Consider the following 19,663-nt stretch of genomic DNA (forward strand, 5'->3'; position numbering starts at 1 on the left):
CTTTCAACCTTTATATTGCAAGTAGATTTTCTTCAATTCATGAACGACCCGATTCAACGAATAATGGTTCTTGGCGTGATCCGAACCGTTCCGCGCCAGCTCATACCGGTAAGCAGGATCGACGATCACCTTTTCCAGGGCGTCGGCAAGCTGATCCGCATCATCGGGAGGCACCAGCAATCCGGTCGTCCCGTTCGAAATCTGCTCCGAGATGCCCCCTATATCGGAGCCGACCAAGGCCAGTGAGCACAGGGCAGCTTCAGCGAAGACGGAGCCGAATGCCTCCGCACGGGATGGCAATACAAATACATCAAAGAACGGCATGAATTCCTCCGGATGAAGGGTGTAGCCGTAGAAAATCGTCTCGCTGTACACACCCAGCCGCTGAGCCCGCTGTTCCAGCTCCTCGCGTATCGGTCCGTCTCCGATGATATGGAGCACATAAGCAAGCCCGCGCTCCTTCAGTCTGGCACATGCCTCCAGCAAGGTATCAATCCCTTTGGCCGGTACAAGACGGCATACCGTGACAAGCTGGGCAACCTCATTTTCATGAGGAATCGGTTTAAAGCGTTTTTCATCAAAACCGTTCGGAATAACATCGATTTGATCATAATTTTTCACATAAGGCCTCAGGTACTCTTTAAAGGAATGGGATACCGTAAGCACCCGATCCGTGCGATGCTCCAGCTCTTTATAAATAGAGGTCAGAAATTGATGCTCCAGCCCGTTCTCCTGAATCTTTCCGTTCAGAATGAGCTCCCGCTCATAGCTGGAGTGAATGCTCTGAATGACCGGAGTATCCGGAAATACTTCCTTCATGGCAAGCCCGGCAATAGGGTGATGCGCATGAATGAGATCAAACGTCGTTTTTAGGCGGAGCCGGGTCCACCAGAGATAATCGCGATAGGTCTGGACATATTTTTGCACCACCGGACTGGCTTCATATTGATGCCAATCAAAGGTTTGAAACTCGACCGCATCGCTTCCCTTGCTGCGAATTCGCTTGGGGATCGAAAATAGCTCCATCTCCCAATGCGGCGGATTGAAGCGCTCCTGTAAATAGGGAATCATTGATGATACGCCCCCGGGCTGCTCCGGCGGGAAAAACAAAGCCTGCAACAGTTTCATAAGGGTTCTCCTTTGCTCTGTCCTGCTAACCTGCGGATGAACCGCCCTCCTCTTCATTATGCCATAGGCCAAGCGGAACATCCATTCCCCTTTTGAGATTAAAATAGGATATGTTAAACTTCCTAAGTACTGTTTGAACGATAAGATCACTAGAGCGTCAGCGTTCGCCTTTACGAGCGAATTTCAACTTTATGTTAATGCGAGTTCAAAAAAATCAACTTCTCATCACCGGAAAGTTTTGCAGGGACCTGATAAAGGAGGGACAGAATGTAGGCAGACCCTGCAGGTGCGAATGCTTCTAAAGGAAGCATACCTTGTAAGCATCCGTTTGAACTTCTAGAATGAATGCAAGATGCGACCGCTTACCCGCATTTAACGGACATTTTGCCCACTTAGCTAGTAGATTTGAAGGGGAAAGGATTGATTGAGCTTCTATGTGCCGAAAATGTCCGTTAAAAGGACCTACCGGCGTGGTTTAATTCCATCTATCTGATGCCTGGAACGAAGCAATTGTAATAGGAAGACCCTGCGACGCGACGCGCGGAGGATGTGAATCAGGCATTTCGTGATCCAAGGGGACTTTTGAACAGTGCCTCTTATAACAGCCTCTTATAAGGTTTTAGTTCAATCAGAGAATCCGTGAACAACACCGATCGAGCCAACACTAGATAGAACCGTTTATAAAGGAGCAAGATGCGATGACCAAACCTTCCTTGCCGGAAGACTTCCGTAATCAAATGACCGAAATGCTCGGAGAGGCCGAAGGAGCTGATTTCCTGTGCAGCTATGGTGCCCCCCGCGCCTTCGGTCTTCGCCTCAACCAACTGAAGCTGAGCTTAGGATCAGCCGCAGAGCAACTCCTCTCCGGGCAGTTCGGGCTTCGCCCTGTACCCTGGTGTCCCGCCGGGTATTATTATGAAGAGCCTTCCCGTCCGGGCAAGCATCCCTATCATGCAGCCGGATTATATTATATTCAGGAGCCCTCGGCCATGTCTGCAGCCGAGCTGCTTATGCCGCGGCCCGGTGAGACCGTCCTGGACCTCGCGGCTGCGCCGGGAGGCAAGACGACTCAAATCGCGGCGCACATGCAGGGAGAGGGAGTACTAATCAGCAATGAGCACCATCCGCAGCGCGCCAAGATACTTGCCGAAAATGTGGAACGAATGGGCATCACGAATACGGTAGTGACTCAGGCTACTCCCCCTGAATTGGCATCCCGGTTCCCTGCAGCCTTTGACCGGATCATGCTGGATGCCCCTTGCTCCGGCGAGGGCATGTTCCGCAAGGACCCGGAAGCGATGGCAGAATGGTCGCTAAAGTCCGTCGAGCTCTGTGCGGCAAGGCAATGGGAAATTCTGCAGGATGCGCTTGTAATGCTCAAGCCGGGAGGCAAGCTTGCCTATTCAACCTGCACCTTCAATCGGCAGGAGAATGAGGAAATGATGCAGCGCCTGCTGGCAGCTCATCCCCGCCTGAAGCTGATTGCCGAGAAGCGGATATGGCCGCATCTCCAGGAGGGCGAAGGACATTATGCGGCGCTGCTGGAGCTTGCCGGCGTTGACGGCGAAGGCATCGAGGATAATGCCGGAGATGAAATGAAGCGGCCGCAGAAGGGGCGCGAAGCCCGCCGGGGTGCACGCGGCAGCGACGGCAGCAAGGACACCGCGGCGGCCTGGGAGGCATTCCGGCAGTGGGCCGATGAATCACTGCCGGGGCTTGACAGCGGCAGCCTGCGCGGGGAGCCGGTGCTCTTCGGCGAGGCGCTTTACCTGCTGCCGCGCAGCAAGGAATTGGTCCTGACGGCAGAGAAGCTGTCAGGACTGAAGGTCCCCCGAGCCGGACTTGAGCTCGGCGAGCTGCGCAAGGGGCGCTTCCAGCCCGCGCATGCGCTTGCGATGGCTGCCCGGGCCGAATCAGCGGCACAGCACTGGATGCTGGACGCTGATTCGGCCGAGACGGCAGCCTTCCTGCACGGCGAGACGCTGGCTGTGCCGCCTGAGCTGCGCGGCTGGTGCCTTGTCACCCTGCACTGCGGCGATGAGAGCTTCCCGCTTGGCTGGGGCAAAGCCAGCGACGGTCAACTCAAGAATCATTTGCCAAAAGGACTGCGGCGGCTGCAGTGAAACTTGTGCTGGCCCGGATGATCAAAGCGCTTGCTTCTGCTGTCCGCATATTCCCGATTTGCCGGAACCGGGCATCTATCCATACCTGCTACGCCCTCTCGGCATATGATACGGTATCCCGCTGTGAACGGGATCTTGATCCATATGATGAGGGAGGAATAACAATGGGTGAAGTATATGGCGGCGGCTTCACGTCGACGGGAGCTATTCTGGTGCTCTTTATCCTGCTCGTTATCATTTCCCGCGCACTGGTTCTCTAAATAGAATCGCGGCGATCAACAAAAAGGGGCTGTCCCGCAGATCTCAGATCTGACGGGATGCCCCCTTTTGCCATATTCTCTTAATTCCCCAGGCAATATTTCTCCAATGCCAGCTTAACACCCTCTTCATTGTTAGTCGCGGTAACGGCTTGAGCAGCCGCTTTCACCTCAACCGGAGAGTTATCCATCGCTATGCCAAGACCGGCATAAGTCAACATCGACAGGTCGTTATAATAGTTACCGATAGCCATAACTTGCTCCGCTTGAAGTCCGCGCTTCTCGGCAAGCTTCTTTAGCGCCGCCCCCTTGGAGGCTTCCTTATGCATAATATCGATGAAAAAATCGCCGCTGCGCAAAATATTAAACTCCGGTGCCCAGACGCTCCAATCCGACTGCACTTGATCCAGTTGCTGCATATCGGCGGTAAGCGTCATCTTGACGATCGGTTCGGAGAAATCCTCCCAGGCAGGCAAATCCAGCGGGTCAATCAGAAAGCGGTGATAGAGATCAAGCGCCTCTTGACTCAGATCCGGTGCATTCGGCACATAGACCGAGAAGGTTGTGTTCACATCATAGTGAATCCCGTGTTCCCGACAATACTCGATATAGGGATTCAAGCCTTGAGGAGTCATGCCGAACTCGTGTACGATCCTCTCATCCCGGGTACCCACGGTTGCCGCCCCGTTATGCGTAATCACATAACCATTCAGCCCCATTTTCTGCATATAGGGTATAGAGCTGAAAGGCGCCCGTCCGGTACAAAGGACGAACTCAACGCCTTGTCCGGCTAAGGCTTGGATGGTCTCCACCGTTCGCGCACTAATCTCGTGATCATCATTCAGCAAGGTTCCGTCCATATCCAATGCAATCAGTTTGTATTTCATCTCCATTATGATACCTCTCCTTATCTTCCTATCTTTGCCCTGTAGGTTTACCTACCTACACTTCGTACCTCCTTCTTCAGGTTCTCGCAACCTTCTCCGTGCTCTTTGAACTCGTATTATAAGAACGAAGAGACTCCAGCTCCGACGCAAGCAGCTCGCGAAAAGCTCCCTTCGGCAAAGCTTCATCCAGTTCGAGCGGTCCCATGGAAATCCGCTTCAGATAGGTCACCCGGGAACCTACGGCTTCCAGCATTCGTTTAACCTGATGATACTTTCCCTCCGAGATCGTCAGCGCGATACGGGTGCTCGGACTTCCATCCGCAGCCGTCCTCCTGCTTACTACCTGCATTTCAGCAGGAAGGGTCATATAACCGTCATCCAGCTCCACGCCTGCGGCGAATTGCCGTGCTTCCTTTTCACCTATTTCTCCTTCACAATCAGCGAGATAGGTCTTGGGGACATGCTTTCTCGGAGAGAGGAGCTCATGGGCAAGCTGGCCATCATTCGTTAGCAGCAGCAGTCCCTCTGTATCCTTATCCAGCCTTCCTACAGGAAAGGGATTGAACACTCTCAGCTCATCCGGCAGCAAGTCCAGAACCGTGCGCTCACGCGCATCCTCCGTTGCAGAGATAACGCCCGGCGGCTTGTGCAGCATGACATAAATAAATTCACGATAGACGACGGCCTCGCCATCAAATTCAATCCGATCCAGGTCGGGATCGCTTTGCAGTCCGCTGTCTTTGATCACAGCTCCATTGACGGTAATTCTGCCCTGCTTGACCCACTTTTTGATCTCTGACCGGGAGCCATAGCCAAGATGCACCAGCATCTTGTCAATCCGTTGTGTTTTCTTGCCCTCTGCCATGAATTAAGTCCACCTCCATCCGGCCGGATATTCATTCTTGATCATACCGTTCTGCCATTTTCCCCAGCCAAGCGGATACCCGTTGACTGTGATCAGCACATATCCCTTGGGCAGAAGACCGGCAGATCTGGCAACTCTCGCTTCAGGTAGTTCCAGGGTTTCTCCCTTCAAGTAGTGGATAGCTTCTCCTTGCTCTATTGAAAGGTCTGCCCTCCGCTTAGCTTCGTCACTCCGGAGCCCCAAAGCCAACGGGTGGCCCGGATGAAAGCGTCCGTGACTGACTGTTCCGACATACCATCCCGGTCTGACAACCTTTAAACCCTTCAGCTTGTCCTTCGGTAACGGAGATATATAGACATGTCCACCGAAAAGGACTTCATGTCCTTGCGGCGTTTCTAATAGGTGATTCGCAGCAAAATCCAGCCAGCCCTTCAACAGCTCCTGTTCATGATCGTCCTGGCTGTGTGAATGACGCTGGTGACGCGGCTTTTCTTTTCCCTTCCCCTTGCGAGGCGCCTCCTTCAAGGGCTCTTCCACTTGCTTGAAGGAGCTGCCTCGCAAGGGTTCTACCAATTCCGATTGCTTGAGGGACATCTCTTCTACAGTCAGGTGCTGCCCCTGATGCCTGAGCACAGCAAGAAAGTGTCCTTCCCCGTCGATTCGATGCGGCCATAGTCGTCCGCACCCTGCCGTTTGATTCTTTAGCTCGGGATTGGCAGCTGCCTGAGGATGGGTCAACCAATCCGGATGTCCGGGCTGAAAGCCGGGCTGCAGCTTCAGCGGGACCACCTCGAAATCGGGGTTCTCAAGTAAAAACTCAAAGATCCGATCCTCATTTTCCTCGGGCGAGAAGGTGCAGGTGGAGTAGACAATCATTCCGCCGGGGGCCAATAATTGCGCAGCCACGCGCAAAATGTCTTGCTGCATTAACGTACATTTTTGTACGGAATGACGCTCCCACTGGCGAGCCATATCCTCATCCTTACGGAACATCCCTTCCCCAGAGCATGGGGCATCGATAAGTATTTTATTAAAATAATGCGGAAAGCTTCGTGCAATTGCCTCTGGTGTCTCATTCAAGACCACTGCGTTTCGAATTCCGTACAGCTCTATATTTTTAGCCAGTGCCTTCGTTCGGTCCGCGCTAATATCATTCGTTACCAGTACCCCTTCCCCCTGTAGCCTGGCTGCAATCTGAGTCGACTTGCCGCCTGGTGCGGCGCACAAATCCAGCACTCGGTCCCCGGGTTGAATATCCAGTACCTCTGCCGGCGCCATCGCACTCGGCTCCTGAATATAATACAGGCCTGCATGATAGTACGGATGCTTGCCCGGTTTCAATCCTTCATCGACATAAAATCCAGATTCACACCAAGGTATACTGCGAAGTTCAAAAGGAGACAGCTTACGAAAATCATCCACACTGATCTTTAGTGTGTTTACCCGGATACCGGCAAATCGCGGTTTATCGTACGAAGACAAAAATAGTTGAAATTCTTCTTCTCCCAAAAGGGAGTTCATTTTGTTGACGAATTCTAGCGGCAATTGCAGCGCCATCGCATCGCATCCCATCCATTTCTAATTGTTCTGGACCTTGTCCCGGCCCTCCGATATTATAACATAAAATGCAGCCCGCCCTGCGGGCAAGCTGCATCCTTATTCATTCCTTCCGCTGTTTGGCCGCTTCCCGAGCTTCATGCTTGGCTCCCCGCTGCGGACCTCGACGCTGGGGGATATTGGGGGCCAGTTCTGCGGCTGCAGTCTCTACAGCCTGAATCAGTTCCTGATCAAGCAGCTCGATGTGCAGATCATAGTACTCGAACGGAGCCGTCTCGAAATCATCGAGCTTTCGGACATATTCGAGGACCGATTGGCGAAGCTTGCCCAGATCAATCCCCAGACACGTTGCCGGATAAGGGCCTAACCTCTCCATAGCCGAGTGAAGCATTTTTCTCCCGCCGATGATGTTGCCGTTCCGAAAATGATAGAGACCTACCGCAACCTGAAGCAGTCCTTTATATAAAGGATCTTTGTCCTGCTCCAGCCATAGCTCCTCCAGAACCTCATGGCATTCGAAGTAGTCCTGGTCCCGATTGAAATAGATCAGATACGCCACGTATAGCGGCTCATAGCTCATCCCCGGGCTCCTCCACTGTTTTCTTCGATTTGATCAGCGCCTTGACCTCAGCCAGTTGCTCCTTCATTCCTTCCATATCGTGATTCTCCCACAGAATGTTGAACTTTTCCTGCGCTTCAATGGCTTCTGTGACAAGGTGGAAAAAGTACAGCTGATGGATGCTCATAAGCAGCTTGGATACAATATTGGAATCATCCTCGAAGCTCTTCTGGGCAATCAATATCTCCTGCCGGATACTGGACATCTCATTGTCGAGTACGAAAGCCGCTTCCGCCGCCTTCTTCAGGCGCTTTCTCATCTCATCCGGGAGGCTCTCTTTATATTTATAATTCAGAGAATGCTCGATGGTTGCCCAAAAGTTCATGGCCAGTGTACGGATCTGAATCTCGGCCAGAACGTGTTTTTGACCAAGCGATGTCTGAACGGGGTATTCGATAATCATATGGAAGCTTCGATAACCGCTGTCCTTGTAATTCGTAATATAATCCTTCTCATAGACAACCCTGAGGTCCTTCCGCGTCCGAATATACTCCGCTACTCTGCGGATATCCTCCACAAATTGGCACATGATGCGGATGCCCGCAATATCCTCGATTCCCGTCTCCAATTCACTCATCGGCACCTGGAGCCTCTTCGACTTATCCAGAATGCTGGATATCTTCTTGACTCTGCCGGTGACGAATTCGATCGGCGAATATTCCTCCAGCTTTTTGAGCTCGGAGCGCATCGTCTTGAACTTTACTTTCAATTCTTCTACTGCTTGTTCATATGGAAGCAAAAAGGTTCCCCAATCTCTACTGTCCATTTCTGTTGTGCCTCCTGTCTTCTCTCAGCGTCAGCGATGATCGGCTCCAATGGCCTCGGAGATATGCCTGTAACCGTCTTTACGAAGCAGTTCCCCTAACTGACGATACAACTTGCGATTAATTTCCGGCCCTTCATAGATCAATGCCGTATAAATTTCGATCAGGCTCGCGCCTGCCTTAATCTTCTTATAAGCATCCTCTGCCGTAAAAATCCCGCCCGAACCAATGATCGGCAGCTTCCCGTCCGTCTGCTTATATATTTGGGAGATCATCTCCGTCGATTTCTTCTGGAGCGGCTTTCCACTAAGTCCGCCTGTCTCACCGGCATGAGCATGACTGAGCCCATCCCTTGCAAGCGTAGTATTGGTAGCAATTACGCCGGACACTCCGCTTCTGGAAATCGTATCGATCATATATTCCAGTTCCTGCTGGCTGACATCCGGAGCAATCTTGACCAGCACGGCCTTCTGTGTCCCGCATTGTTCAGCCTGACTCTTCATTTCATCCATAACCGCTTCAAGCAGAAGAGCCAGCTCGTTTCCATGCTGCAGGTTGCGCAGATCAGGTGTATTTGGAGAGCTAATATTAACGACAAAAAAATCAGCATAAGGGTACAGTGCCGCGATGCACTTCTTGTAATCCAAATGCGCTTCTTCATTCGGTGTGGCTTTATTCTTACCGATATTGACTCCGATCGGAATAGGCCTGAATTTCAGGGCGGCAAGCCGCTTGGCCATCTCTTCGGCTCCCAGATTATTGAATCCCATCCGATTGATCAGCGCCTCATCCGAAGGAAGCCTGAACAGTCGGGGCTTAGGGTTCCCGGGCTGTGCAAGCGGCGTGACGGTGCCGACCTCCATGAAGCCAAATCCGATCGACGAGAAGCCCTTCACGGCTTCTGCATTTTTATCCAGACCGGCAGCCAGGCCGATCGGAGAAGGAAAGTCCACTCCGAACAAGCGGCTCGACATTCGGGAATCTCCAGAAATGCCGTACATTTTACGAAGAAGAGGAATCATTCCGGGAATTTGAGCTGATCTATGTAATCCGCCGATCACCAAATGATGGGCTTGCTCCGGATCCAGTTTAAAAAATATAGGTTTCCCCAAACGGCGATACAGCACTCGACACACACTCCGATCTAGTTCGAACTTCACTCCATATTCAGTTTAGCGGTTTCCGCTGGAAAAGAAAAGTTCACACCTGTCAGATTCTTCTTTTCCGTGTATGGAAATTTGTTGTGAAAGCCATTACAATAAGGCTAAGAAAGATCAAGATAACCGTATTATAACCGTATCCAAAGAGAGGGGAATCGCTATGTCAACCAAACGCAAGGCACCGGCTATCCAGCACAAGAACCAGCAACAAGTCAACAAGAGAGCACTTATTTGGACAGGTTCCATCACTGCCGCCCTGATCGTCGTCGTATCGCTGATTATTATCTTCCTTTAAGGGTTAGCTTTTGAACTCTAATTCAACCAACGATACGTCCGATGGGGATTGGTCTGATTCTGGCGGTGCTTAAGCTCAAAACGCTGTTCATGCTGCGGCTCCAGCTTTGGAAGAATCCCCTTCTTAATCGTTACCTTGGTTCCCTTCGGAATCATATCGAATAATTCCTCCACGTCCTCTTTGTCCATGCGGATACAGCCCAAGGATTCATCCTTGCCGATACTGTCCGGATCATCCGTACCATGGATCGCATAATCGGTATCCGAGAGCTGCATCCCTCTGCTCCCAAACTCCCCATTATCCCTGCCGTTTGGATTCACCACTTTATCTGATATTTGGAAAGAGCCTTCCGGCGTTCTCGTTCCACCCAATCCCACCTTGTAAGTCCGCAGAATCGTCTTCCCGCTCACCACGGCAAGCTGATGGCTAGACGTATCCACAAGCACCTCGATCGGTTCCGTGAAGAAAGGCTCCCCAGCCAATAGAGCCGTGCCTTGCCCTGAACCATTACCTGTCTCCGTGCTTGCCCCGTCTCCATCCGCTTCTCCGAAACTTCCGGATGAACCCTTCAGCTCTACTAGCAACGGAATAAAGGCCTGCTCCATGATCGCATCGCTGCCGGCAAGCCAGTTGCCGGGGAATTCCCCTGTCAGATCACTCAGCTGTTCCGGCCATTCTCCCTTGCTCTGCTTAAAATGCCTCATGGCCGACATCAGCACAGCCAGCGATTCTTGACGTTCAATCCAATCGGGAGCATCGGTCTGCAATTGTCCAGGCTCTGGAGGATCACAGTCACAAGCTTCCGGATCAAATGACTGGACGGTAATCTTCCCTTGGTCAGGATACTTGTCGATTGCGTAGACAACAGGCATGCTTCTTGACCAGAGCGCCCATACGCCCGCAGTGTCCATTCCCAGCACCGCCTGCTGACCGGAAAGACTTGTGCTCGTCTCCTTCTGACCTTCTTCCAGTAAGCTTGCCAGGCCTGCTTTCCTCGATGAAGGGTCATTGAAATATCGCTGCGCAGTATAACCAGGCACAGAAACAACCACTTGCTCCTCGGGTTCGACCACTGCATCTGCTTCATCCTCTTCCTGTACCGGCAAGGGGGTTGTATCCACCAGATCCGCAGACGCTGGCGCTGTTCTGCCCGGTGCTTGCACCTGAGGCAGCGTGGCAAGCAGGAAGATCATAAGTGCAAGAATAGCCCTTCTCCATCGCCGCTTGTTTTTCTCCTTGCGCTTCGATTCCTGGAGCAAATTCTCCTGATACTCTTGCCACAGGTCAGCAGGCACCTTACTCGCCTCGAACGCTTCATATACGCTCCCAGCCTGAATGTAACAGTAGTGGGCCTTCCCCTCCTGTCCGGATGCTTCATATTCTTTGCCCAGTAAATACCAGGCCATTTTATTGTCGGGATGATTACGTACATATTTTTTCAGATAAGAGGAGTTATTCATTTTGACCTCCATGCTTCACCGAATTGTAAACCAGCTATATATGTATATCGGCAGCAAAAAGTCTGCTTATGAACAAAAATCCCCCGCAAATTCATGCAGGGGATTTTGCTGGTATGATTTAGGAATGGCTCAAGCAATCAGCCTTCTTTGTTAAACGGGCTATCTGCAATTTTGATAGAGTCAGTAGGACAGCCGTCGCAAGCATCTTGAAGATCTTCGAACATATCCTCCGGAATTTCCGTTACGCCGCGGTTGCCGTCATTCTCGAAAATGACTTCTGCCAGCCCCTCATCATCGTAATCGTAAATATCCGGTGCCGTTGCGCCGCATGCGCCGCATGCAATGCAAGTATCCTTCTCTACCCACGTATATTTAGCCATATAATCTGCCTCCTGAATAAACGGAACAAGTCCGGTGCTTAGTTTGTGACCAAGTTCAATATAATATAAAAAACGTTTGATTTCAATGCAATTTCCACATCATTCCTATTCCTAAAAAGCAAGATTCCTTGATTATTCCCCAGGCTCCTTCAGAAAATCCCTCTGTAACGAAGTACCCCGAATCTTATGATTCCGAATCAGGGCGGAGGGATCTTCGGTCAGCATGCCTGCGGTTAATACGGCACTTTCACCAAATTTATCCCGCAGCAAATCCATCGTCTTGGTTAGCGCTTCTTTCTTGGGCTGCTCGCTATAATCAAACAAATCCAGTTGAAGAGCAGATTCTTCTTTATCAACAAGATTTTGTAAAGTGATGCCAAGAAGCCGTACCGGCCGCTCGCTTTTCCAGTGCTTATGGTACAAGTCGCATGCCTCTCGGTATACTTCGTCCATTCGGTCAGTCACCGTCTCCAGGCTCTTGGAACGCGTAATGGTCCGCATATCGGGAGTTCTTATTGTAATCTGAACCGTCTGCGCCATCATCACTTGTCTGCGCAGCCTGCGCGTTACCTGGTCCGCAAGATTCAGAAACACCCGATGGATATCTTGAATATCAGTCAAATCCTTCGGAAGGGTGGTGGTATGACCGACAGACTTATTCTTCTCCCGGTCATCTTTAACCGGAGAATCATCAAGCCCGTTGGCAGCCTGCTTCATCCAGCTTCCGGCAATGCCGAACCGCTGAACCAACATGTCCTCATCCGCCGCTGCCAATTGGCCGATCGTATGAATCCGGAGTGTTTTCAGCTTCTCGGCCGTCTTCCTGCCGATACCGAACATTTCCTGGCAAGGTCTGTTCCAAAGGATTTCCGGCACGTCTCTGATCCGCAATACGGTAAGCCCGTTCGGCTTCTTCATATCTGAGGCCATCTTCGCAAGAAGCTTGTTCGGCGCAATTCCAATGGAGCAAGGAAGTCCCAGCTCTTCCCTGATTCGTGTCTGGATTTCGCGCGCGATATCCAGAGGCGTTCCGAATTGTCTGGAGCCGGTAATGTCCAGATAGCATTCATCAATAGAAACCGCCTGCAGCAATGGCGAATAACTGTATGCAATATCCATGAAGGCCCGGGAATACTTCCGATATAAATGGAAGTCAGGCTGGATCACAACCAGCTTCGGGCATTTCTTCAGCCCCTGGCTCACCGTCATTCCTGTAGACACACCCAGCCTGCGGGCGGCATAGGAGCAAGTGACAATTACGCCCTTTCGCAGCTCCACGCTTCCGGCTACCGCTGTAGGGATCCCTTTATATTTTTCCGGTTCATCCGCCTCATGCACCGAGCAATAAAATGCGTTCATATCAATATGAAGCACAACTCTTCCCCGAGACGGATAATATTCATCAACTGTACCTTCCACAGGTTCCGAGACCGCCCTTCGTATTGTTCTCATATTCAAAAAGTCAGCTTTTGATCACGAAGTGTTCCAAGGGGTTGATTCGGCGTCGAATCTTGCGTTCACCCTCGAAGTCCAAGCGGATGCTTACGAGGGATGCTTCCTTTGGAAGCATTTCGCTAATGTAGGTTCTGCCTACACTCCGTTCCTCCTTCTTCAGGTTCTCGCAACCTTCTCGGTGCTGAAAAGCTGACTTTTTGAACATGTACTCATAGTATCAGCATACCTCCGGGCAGGAAATGGGGTCAATAACCCCTATATAAAATCCCAAAAAGCGTGTTACATTTAAAAAATTAAATGCTATAATATGAAATTATACAAATCGGGCCTTATACTAACAGACATCCAAAGGGGGATCTATTCCAACATGACAAAGGCATTATCCATCTTCGATACAACCTTGAGAGACGGCACCCAGGGTGAGGGCATCAGCCTTTCCGCCGACGATAAGCTCAAAATCGCCAAGAAGCTGGATGATTTAGGTGTTCATTACATTGAAGGCGGAATTCCCGGAAGCAACAATAAGGACATTGAGTTCTTTAAGCGCATCCGGGATTACAAGCTGAATGCCAAAATCACAGCCTTTGGCAGTACCCGCAGGAAGGATAGCTTGGCTGAGCATGACTCTAACCTGGCCAGGATTATTGACTCCGGCGTCTCGGTCGCTACCCTAGTCGGCAAGTCATGGGACTTCCATGTGCATACCGCGCTTCAGACTTCCCTGGAAGAGAATCTGGCGATGATTTATGACTCCATTGCCTTTTTGAAACGCAAAGGACTGGAAGTGATCTTCGATGCGGAGCATTTCTTCGATGGCTATAAGAAAAATCCGGAGTATGCTCTTTCGGTCATGCGTAAAGCCGAGGAGGCCGGCGCCGATTGGCTGGTGATGTGCGATACCAACGGCGGAACGATGCCGCATGAGGTGCATGATATTGTGACTGTTCTGAAGGGGCAGGCAACGAGTGCCCGTGTTGGAATTCATACTCACAATGACTGCGAGCTGGCAGTCGCCAACTCGATCAGTGCGGTGCGCGCCGGTGCCGAGCAGATTCAAGGTACGATGAACGGCTATGGCGAGCGGTGCGGCAATGCCAACCTTTGCTCGGTCATCCCGAATCTTCAGCTCAAACTTGGATATCAGGTGCTTGAGGAGGAACAGCTGCAGCAGCTTACGAACACTGCGCGCTATATCAGCGAGATCGCCAATGTGTATATGCCGGTTAATCAGCCTTATGTCGGCTCCGCAGCCTTTGCTCATAAAGGAGGAATCCACGTCTCGGCGATCTTGCGGGATTCAAGAACCTACGAGCATATTGCCCCGGAATTGGTCGGTAACCGCCAGCGTGTGCTGGTATCTGAGCTGGCCGGCCAGAGCAATATTCTGTCCAAAGCCCAGCAGATGGGGATTCAGATCGATCCGGAACGGGAGAGCACGAGAGAGGTCATCGACAGAATCAAGGAGCTGGAGCATGAGGGCTATCAATTCGAAGGCGCGGATGCTTCGCTGGAGCTTTTGCTTCGAGAAGCGAACGGTGATCTAAAGGAACTGTTCGTGTTTGAATCCTTTAAAATGCTGGTAGAGAAAATAGCAGGACGGCCTGTCACCTCCGAAGCATTCGTCAAGCTAAAAATCGATGGGGCCAGCATCTTCACCGCCGCTGAAGGCAACGGTCCGGTCAATGCACTGGATAATGCACTCCGTAAGGCGCTCATTACGTATTATCCGGGTCTCAAGGATATCCATCTTTCCGATTACAAGGTGCGGGTTCTGGATGACAAGGATGCGACAGCCTCCAAGGTTCGGGTTCTGATCGAATCAGGCAGCTTCGGTAATTCCTGGAGCACGGTCGGGGTCTCCGGCAATGTCATTGAGGCGAGCTGGGAAGCCCTTGTGGACAGCTTGCGTTATGCACTGCTCGGTCAGGCCAAGCGTGAGGATTATGTCGCCATATCGTCCGATTCCCGAGGATTAGTCAATCATTAACAATCAAACAATAAGGGTGTGCAGCATAAGTTCATTCACGCTGCACACCCTTTTTTATTACATCCATTTCTTAATTTTCGCTTCCAGCTCGTCCGGAGCTAACGTACCTACAATCACATCCCGGATAATTCCGTCCTTGTCGATTAGCACATTGGTCGGAAATGCCACCCCGCCGAACTTTCTATAGATTTCCTCATCCTCATCAAGCAGCACAGGAAAGGTATAGCCGTACTCCTTCACAAATTGCTCCACTTGCTCAAGCTTATCGTACAATGTTACATTCACTGCATATAAGTCCAGGCTGTCTTGGTAGCGGGATGCTAGGCTCACCAAATCAGGCGCCTCTTCCTTACACGGATCGCACCAGGAAGCCCAAAAGTTAAGCAGCAGCACCTTATCTCTCGCTCCCCCCACCTCATAGCGGCTTCCATCCAGACCGGGCAAGCTGAAAGAAGGTGCCGGCGTACCCGGCTTTAGCGCATACTGCGCGGCCATCGTTGTTAAGGAAGGTTCTTCCTCGGCTGCTTTCCCCGTGATTTTGTCCACCCAAGCAGCGACTGGAATTCTTCCAGCCTGGGCATGATCATATACGACGCCCGCCAGCAGGATGAATGCAATCACCCATATCCAAGTATTTCTTTTCATCATCAGCTTCCTTATCCTTTATTAAGCATAAGCAAAATTCAGCTTCTGATTCTATTGTACCCTGTTTCTTAAAATTTTTACAATTTAACTATTACGTTTTACTGAGAAATGCATAGAGATCGCCCAGTGTAACTATCCCTCGCTCCCTCAATTTTTCAATCATCGAGATCCATAAGCCTGAAGTCATTCTGGAATCCTCAAGGGCATGATGCCTGCGGAGCAAAGGCACCCCATACACGCGAAGCCAGTCATCCAGCGAAGACAGCTTGCGCTCCGGCTCCAGCTTCTGGGCAATCATCATTGTATCCAGCACTCGGTGGCCCAGATGCGCCTTCGTTGTCTTCCAGAGAGCAACATCAAGAAATGCTTTGTCATGAGCACTGCCATGGGCAATGAGCACCCTATCATCAACAAATGACATGAAATCCCGAAGCGTCTGCAACAAGCTCGGCGCATCCAGCATCATCTCCTGAGTAATACCCGTTAACTCTACGATGCGCTCCGGGATAGAGCATGCCGGCTTGCAGAGCGAATAGAACTCCTCGCCGCTCTGTTGATTACCATCAACCTTAACAGCTCCAAAAGAGATAATTTCATCCCCATAATGATAATGAAAGCCCGTTGTTTCCAGATCGAACACAGCGGTTTTCAGTTGATGAAGCGGGATATGCAATGTCTCGGGTCTCCGTTGTCCCTTCGTCAGCGATCTTACGAAGGCAATTTGCTGGGCGCTGGGCGCCCCAAGCATAGACCCAAGGCGCGGCGTCCCTCCTCCCCTTAACGCCTCCCAAAATCCTCCGTTTCCCTTCATAGGCTCCTTCATAGCCATTTCCTCTCTCTATACCTTTGCTGCCTTTGTAACGTCCTGTACATCAGCTTTACCGTGCTGAGCGCCTCTCTTAGCTCCTGGCGTATTTCCTTTTGCTTAAGCAAGCTCTGCGGCAAGTATCCTGAACCGGTCTGCTCTCCCTCTCCAGCCTTGACAGCTGTTATCGATCGAAACCGAAGCGCCGCATGGAAGGCAGTCTGACAGGATTCCACCCATCTAAAGGGAACCGCATCCAATTGATTCAGTTGGGACAAGCGTTCCATGGTGGAGGATGCTTGGATGCCATATTCCACGGCTAAATAGCGAACCGCGTTTACAATAGGAAGATATAACCCATACTTCACATCGAATTCGCCCGCATGCTCGCCGACCTGCTCCGTGATTACCTGCCCTAGCACATTTAATGCTGCTTTGTGGCGGAGGGTATTCCGAAGCACGGCTGCAGTGAACGGTTCCTGCAACTTGGATTCCTGCTCAAACAGCGTATACATTGCGTTTCTGACCTCAGCTGTCAAATCGGGATTCCCGGAAATATGCCGAAGGTCTGCCGCAATCATCAGATAGCGAACCTGCTCCCAGCCCGGTTCATTTCTCCAAGAAGCAAGCTGCCGGGACCATTCAAGAGATGTTTTTCTCCACAGCGGGTTCGTAACCATGACATTTCCAGGACAAGGGGGATAGCCCGCTATTTCAAGAATTGCCGACAATCGCTGGCCGAATAGCGCAAAGTAGCGATGCACTTCCTCATCTTCTATATCGTGATCAGCTAATACGAATCCGTTATCCTGATCACTTCCCAATGTCTGTTCTCTTCTGCCGGCGCTGCCAAATACAACAAAAGCATAGTCAGCAGGAGGAGAGCCGAAGCCCTCCTCAACCAACTGCTGCTCGCACAATGCGACGGCTTGCTTCAGGACAGCATCATGCATTTCGCCGACCCTTTGATTCCATTTCTCTATATGGAGTGATGCAAACTGATCCATGAGATCATCCTGCATTTGCATCCGAACCGATCGCAACGTCTCTGGAGATGCAGCCGACATGATCATTTGAAGGCTGGAATGGCTCGCGGCCGTATCATAGCTCATAAGCCGGCTCCCTTTCTATGTTAAGATACGTGGTTGGCGGATGGTTTTACCGAAGAAGAAGTCTCTTGATGAAGCAGACTCATTTGCTCCGGATAGCCGTAAGTTCCATGCTCGCTGATATCCAGCCCCATCATTTCCTCTTCTTCTGTCACTCTCAGGCCCATCAGCACCTTCATACCGCCAAGAATAATGAAAGACACGGCCAGTACGAAGGCAAATGTACCGATAACCCCCAGCAATTGCACGCCAAGCTGTCCCAAGCCGCCGCCATAGAACAGGCCTGCTGTACCTACTCCCGTCGTCTCTGCAAGCTCAGGAGTAGCGAATAAGCCAGTCGAGATCGCCCCCCATACACCGGCAATCCCGTGGACGGAGAATGCGTAGATTGGATCATCGATTCCAGCACGCTCAAACCATCTTGCCGTAAAGAAGGTCAGGACACCAGCCACCGCACCAATGACGATAGAAGCCCATGCATCAACGAATGCACAAGAACCTGTAATCGCTACAAGCGCCGCCAGAACACCGTTCAACATGCTTGGAATATCCGATTTCCCCATAACCGCCCAAGAGATCAGAAGTGCGGCAACTGCCCCTGCGGCAGCCGCGAGGTTCGTTGTTACCAGGACATAACCAAAGAATCCATCGCCAAGTGGTGTCAATGCACTGCCTGGATTAAAGCCAAACCATCCAATCCAGAGAATAATGACGCCAAGCACCGTCAACACCTGATTATGCCCGGGAATGCTGTTCGGCTTGCCATCCTTATTGTACTTGCCAAGACGCGGCTTCAACAGGATTGTTGCGACCAAGGCGGCTGTTGCACCGGTTAAATGAACTACAGTAGAACCGGCATAGTCCTGCATCCCCAACGCTCCAAGCCAGCCGCCACCCCATACCCAGTGTGCTACGATCGGATAAATCAATCCTACGAACAGTACACCGAATACGATGTATACGCTAAGTTTGGCCCGTTCCGCCATCCCTCCGCAAGCGATTGCCAGCGATACCGCAGCAAAGGCCATTTGAAACAGAAACATCAGATTCAAAGGAACTCCGATTTCAGAAAATACACTGAAAGATCCAATGGCATTCTCACCGCCAAAAAGGAAGCCTGTTGTTCCAAGAAAGCTGTTGCCGTCTCCAAAGGCAAATGCAAACCCTATTGCCCACCATACAATGACAGTGATTCCGAGGGTCAACACAGTCTTGCCTGCGACGTGTCCGGCGTTCTTCATTCTCACTGTCCCGGCTTCCAGAAGAGCAAAGCCCGCTTGCATAAAGAACACCAACATCGCTGCTACAAAAACAAATAAGGAATTTAATCCAAGCTCCAGCACCGCAGTGGTGACCTCTCCCTCTGCAGCAAATGCAGATACCGGAAAAGCAAATGCTCCGATTGCCAGTAACAGACCATACAACCACTTCTTTTTCATAAGACCCTCTCCTCAATGTTAAGTTTCCTAACATATTTTAAAATGTTAAGGTGATTATATGGCTGAAAGCATTAAAAACACAATAGATTTTTCAGAAAAAAGCTAGAAAGTGCAAATTATATAGCATGCAGTATAAATAACATAACACAGTATGTTAGATATTTTAATTTTATTTCTAAAGTCGCTTATTTTTAGAAAGCATGACGTTTGACTGTACGGTTATAGTTTTGTATCATTATCCAATAGTAAGCAATCCATATGTACGGGAAAGGAGTGGTCTGATTGGAGTAGCAAAACTCTATCGAATCGGTGAACTTGCGAAGGCGGCAGAGGTGAGCGAGCGCACCATAGACTACTACACCAAGCTTGGGCTGATCCGTCCGGAGACAAGGACACAGACCAATTACCGGCTTTACAGTTCTGAAACCTTGCTTCGCCTGACACGTATTAATGAAATGAAGCGGGAAAAGTACTCGCTTGAAGAAATCCGGGAAAAGCTAAAGCAGTGGGAGAAGTTAACCGGCGAGGAAGTAACCGAAAAGCTTAGTACGCTGGAAATCCATATGCAGCAGCTGGAACGTGAGGTGAAGGAGCTCCAACCAATCATTTCCAAAATGTCGCCTAATCAAGCTAAACGGGTTTTTGCCGAGTTAATGCCGCAGAGTCTGGCTTGTATAGAGGCTTTGCGTATTATTCTAAATCAAGGTCCTTTTAGCTGAGAAATATTG

19 protein-coding genes are annotated in these 19,663 nt (G+C 50.8%); 5 read left to right on the top strand and 14 right to left on the bottom strand.

Features of this window, described 5'->3' with window-relative positions; all coding sequences use genetic code 11:
- Positions 1-3: 3 nt before the first annotated feature.
- The gene (locus KQJ23_RS06290) at positions 4-1,128 is read right to left on the bottom strand and encodes a glycosyltransferase family 4 protein (protein ID WP_216477857.1); all 1,125 of its coding nucleotides are present in this window, start codon (positions 1,126-1,128) and stop codon (positions 4-6) included.
- A 698-nt stretch (positions 1,129-1,826) separates the two neighbouring features.
- Here KQJ23_RS06290 and KQJ23_RS06295 point away from each other — a divergent pair.
- Positions 1,827-3,251, top strand: coding sequence for an RsmB/NOP family class I SAM-dependent RNA methyltransferase (locus tag KQJ23_RS06295; protein ID WP_216477859.1), 1,425 nt, complete (start codon positions 1,827-1,829; stop codon positions 3,249-3,251).
- Positions 3,252-3,415: 164 nt separating this feature from the next.
- Positions 3,416-3,511, top strand: coding sequence for a sporulation protein YjcZ (locus tag KQJ23_RS06300; RefSeq protein WP_199558820.1), 96 nt, complete (start codon positions 3,416-3,418; stop codon positions 3,509-3,511).
- Between the two features lie 80 nt (positions 3,512-3,591).
- Here KQJ23_RS06300 and KQJ23_RS06305 read toward each other — a convergent pair whose 3' ends face one another.
- The 6 genes from KQJ23_RS06305 to KQJ23_RS06330 all read right to left on the bottom strand — a co-directional run bounded on the left by KQJ23_RS06305 (position 3,592) and on the right by KQJ23_RS06330 (position 9,327).
- On the bottom strand, positions 3,592-4,395 hold the full coding sequence (locus tag KQJ23_RS06305) for a Cof-type HAD-IIB family hydrolase (RefSeq protein WP_216478100.1): 804 nt from the start codon (positions 4,393-4,395) through the stop codon (positions 3,592-3,594).
- 76 nt (positions 4,396-4,471) lie between these two features.
- Positions 4,472-5,260, bottom strand: a complete 789-nt coding sequence (locus tag KQJ23_RS06310) for a pseudouridine synthase (RefSeq protein WP_216477861.1) — start codon at positions 5,258-5,260, stop codon at positions 4,472-4,474.
- Positions 5,261-5,263: 3 nt separating this feature from the next.
- Positions 5,264-6,817, bottom strand: a complete 1,554-nt coding sequence (locus KQJ23_RS06315; RefSeq protein WP_216477863.1) for an RsmB/NOP family class I SAM-dependent RNA methyltransferase — start codon at positions 6,815-6,817, stop codon at positions 5,264-5,266.
- 103 nt (positions 6,818-6,920) lie between these two features.
- On the bottom strand, positions 6,921-7,397 hold the full coding sequence (locus tag KQJ23_RS06320) for a DUF309 domain-containing protein (RefSeq protein WP_216477865.1): 477 nt from the start codon (positions 7,395-7,397) through the stop codon (positions 6,921-6,923).
- Positions 7,387-8,202: a GTP diphosphokinase gene (gene yjbM, locus KQJ23_RS06325; protein WP_216477868.1), complete on the bottom strand. Its 816-nt coding sequence runs from the start codon at positions 8,200-8,202 to the stop codon at positions 7,387-7,389. Before yjbM ends, KQJ23_RS06320 begins: the two co-directional genes overlap by 11 nt.
- A 30-nt stretch (positions 8,203-8,232) precedes the next feature.
- Positions 8,233-9,327: a quinone-dependent dihydroorotate dehydrogenase gene (locus tag KQJ23_RS06330; protein WP_216477870.1), complete on the bottom strand. Its 1,095-nt coding sequence runs from the start codon at positions 9,325-9,327 to the stop codon at positions 8,233-8,235.
- A 193-nt stretch (positions 9,328-9,520) separates the two neighbouring features.
- On the opposite strand from KQJ23_RS06330, the gene KQJ23_RS23920 reads away from it, so the two are divergent.
- Positions 9,521-9,655, top strand: coding sequence for a hypothetical protein (locus KQJ23_RS23920; protein ID WP_283571155.1), 135 nt, complete (start codon positions 9,521-9,523; stop codon positions 9,653-9,655).
- A 17-nt stretch (positions 9,656-9,672) separates the two neighbouring features.
- On the opposite strand, the gene KQJ23_RS06335 is transcribed toward KQJ23_RS23920, so the two are convergent.
- From KQJ23_RS06335 to KQJ23_RS06345, 3 genes are all read right to left on the bottom strand, one after another.
- Complete coding sequence (locus KQJ23_RS06335) at positions 9,673-11,115, bottom strand: L,D-transpeptidase (RefSeq protein WP_216477872.1); 1,443 nt, start codon at positions 11,113-11,115, stop codon at positions 9,673-9,675.
- Between the two features lie 137 nt (positions 11,116-11,252).
- A complete protein-coding gene (locus KQJ23_RS06340; RefSeq protein WP_216477874.1) occupies positions 11,253-11,495 on the bottom strand; it encodes a ferredoxin in 243 nt (80 codons plus the stop codon).
- Between the two features lie 132 nt (positions 11,496-11,627).
- Entirely contained in the window at positions 11,628-12,947 is a 1,320-nt protein-coding gene (locus tag KQJ23_RS06345; RefSeq protein ID WP_216477876.1) for a DNA polymerase IV, read from the bottom strand.
- Between the two features lie 370 nt (positions 12,948-13,317).
- Here KQJ23_RS06345 and cimA point away from each other — a divergent pair, with 370 nt between their 5' ends.
- Positions 13,318-14,937 carry a citramalate synthase gene (cimA, locus tag KQJ23_RS06350; protein WP_216477878.1) on the top strand — a complete coding sequence of 540 codons (1,620 nt, stop codon included), beginning with the start codon at positions 13,318-13,320 and terminating at the stop codon, positions 14,935-14,937.
- 57 nt (positions 14,938-14,994) lie between these two features.
- Here the strand turns inward: cimA and KQJ23_RS06355 are convergent, their stop codons facing one another.
- The 4 genes from KQJ23_RS06355 to KQJ23_RS06370 form a co-directional block, all read right to left on the bottom strand.
- Positions 14,995-15,582: a TlpA family protein disulfide reductase gene (locus KQJ23_RS06355; RefSeq protein WP_249529539.1), complete on the bottom strand. Its 588-nt coding sequence runs from the start codon at positions 15,580-15,582 to the stop codon at positions 14,995-14,997.
- A 91-nt stretch (positions 15,583-15,673) separates the two neighbouring features.
- On the bottom strand, positions 15,674-16,405 hold the full coding sequence (locus tag KQJ23_RS06360; RefSeq protein ID WP_216477883.1) for an exonuclease domain-containing protein: 732 nt from the start codon (positions 16,403-16,405) through the stop codon (positions 15,674-15,676).
- On the bottom strand, positions 16,402-17,499 hold the full coding sequence (locus tag KQJ23_RS06365; RefSeq protein WP_216477885.1) for a DUF294 nucleotidyltransferase-like domain-containing protein: 1,098 nt from the start codon (positions 17,497-17,499) through the stop codon (positions 16,402-16,404). The genes KQJ23_RS06360 and KQJ23_RS06365 overlap by 4 nt, the downstream gene beginning before the upstream one ends.
- A gap of 20 nt (positions 17,500-17,519) precedes the next feature.
- Positions 17,520-18,935 carry an ammonium transporter gene (locus KQJ23_RS06370; protein ID WP_216477887.1) on the bottom strand — a complete coding sequence of 472 codons (1,416 nt, stop codon included), beginning with the start codon at positions 18,933-18,935 and terminating at the stop codon, positions 17,520-17,522.
- A gap of 281 nt (positions 18,936-19,216) precedes the next feature.
- On the opposite strand from KQJ23_RS06370, the gene KQJ23_RS06375 reads away from it, so the two are divergent.
- Entirely contained in the window at positions 19,217-19,654 is a 438-nt protein-coding gene (locus KQJ23_RS06375; protein ID WP_346779358.1) for a MerR family transcriptional regulator, read from the top strand.
- The last annotated feature ends 9 nt before the right edge of the window (positions 19,655-19,663 follow it).

Source organism: Paenibacillus brevis, assembly GCF_018919145.1.
GTDB classification, from domain to species: domain Bacteria; phylum Bacillota; class Bacilli; order Paenibacillales; family Paenibacillaceae; genus Fontibacillus; species Fontibacillus brevis.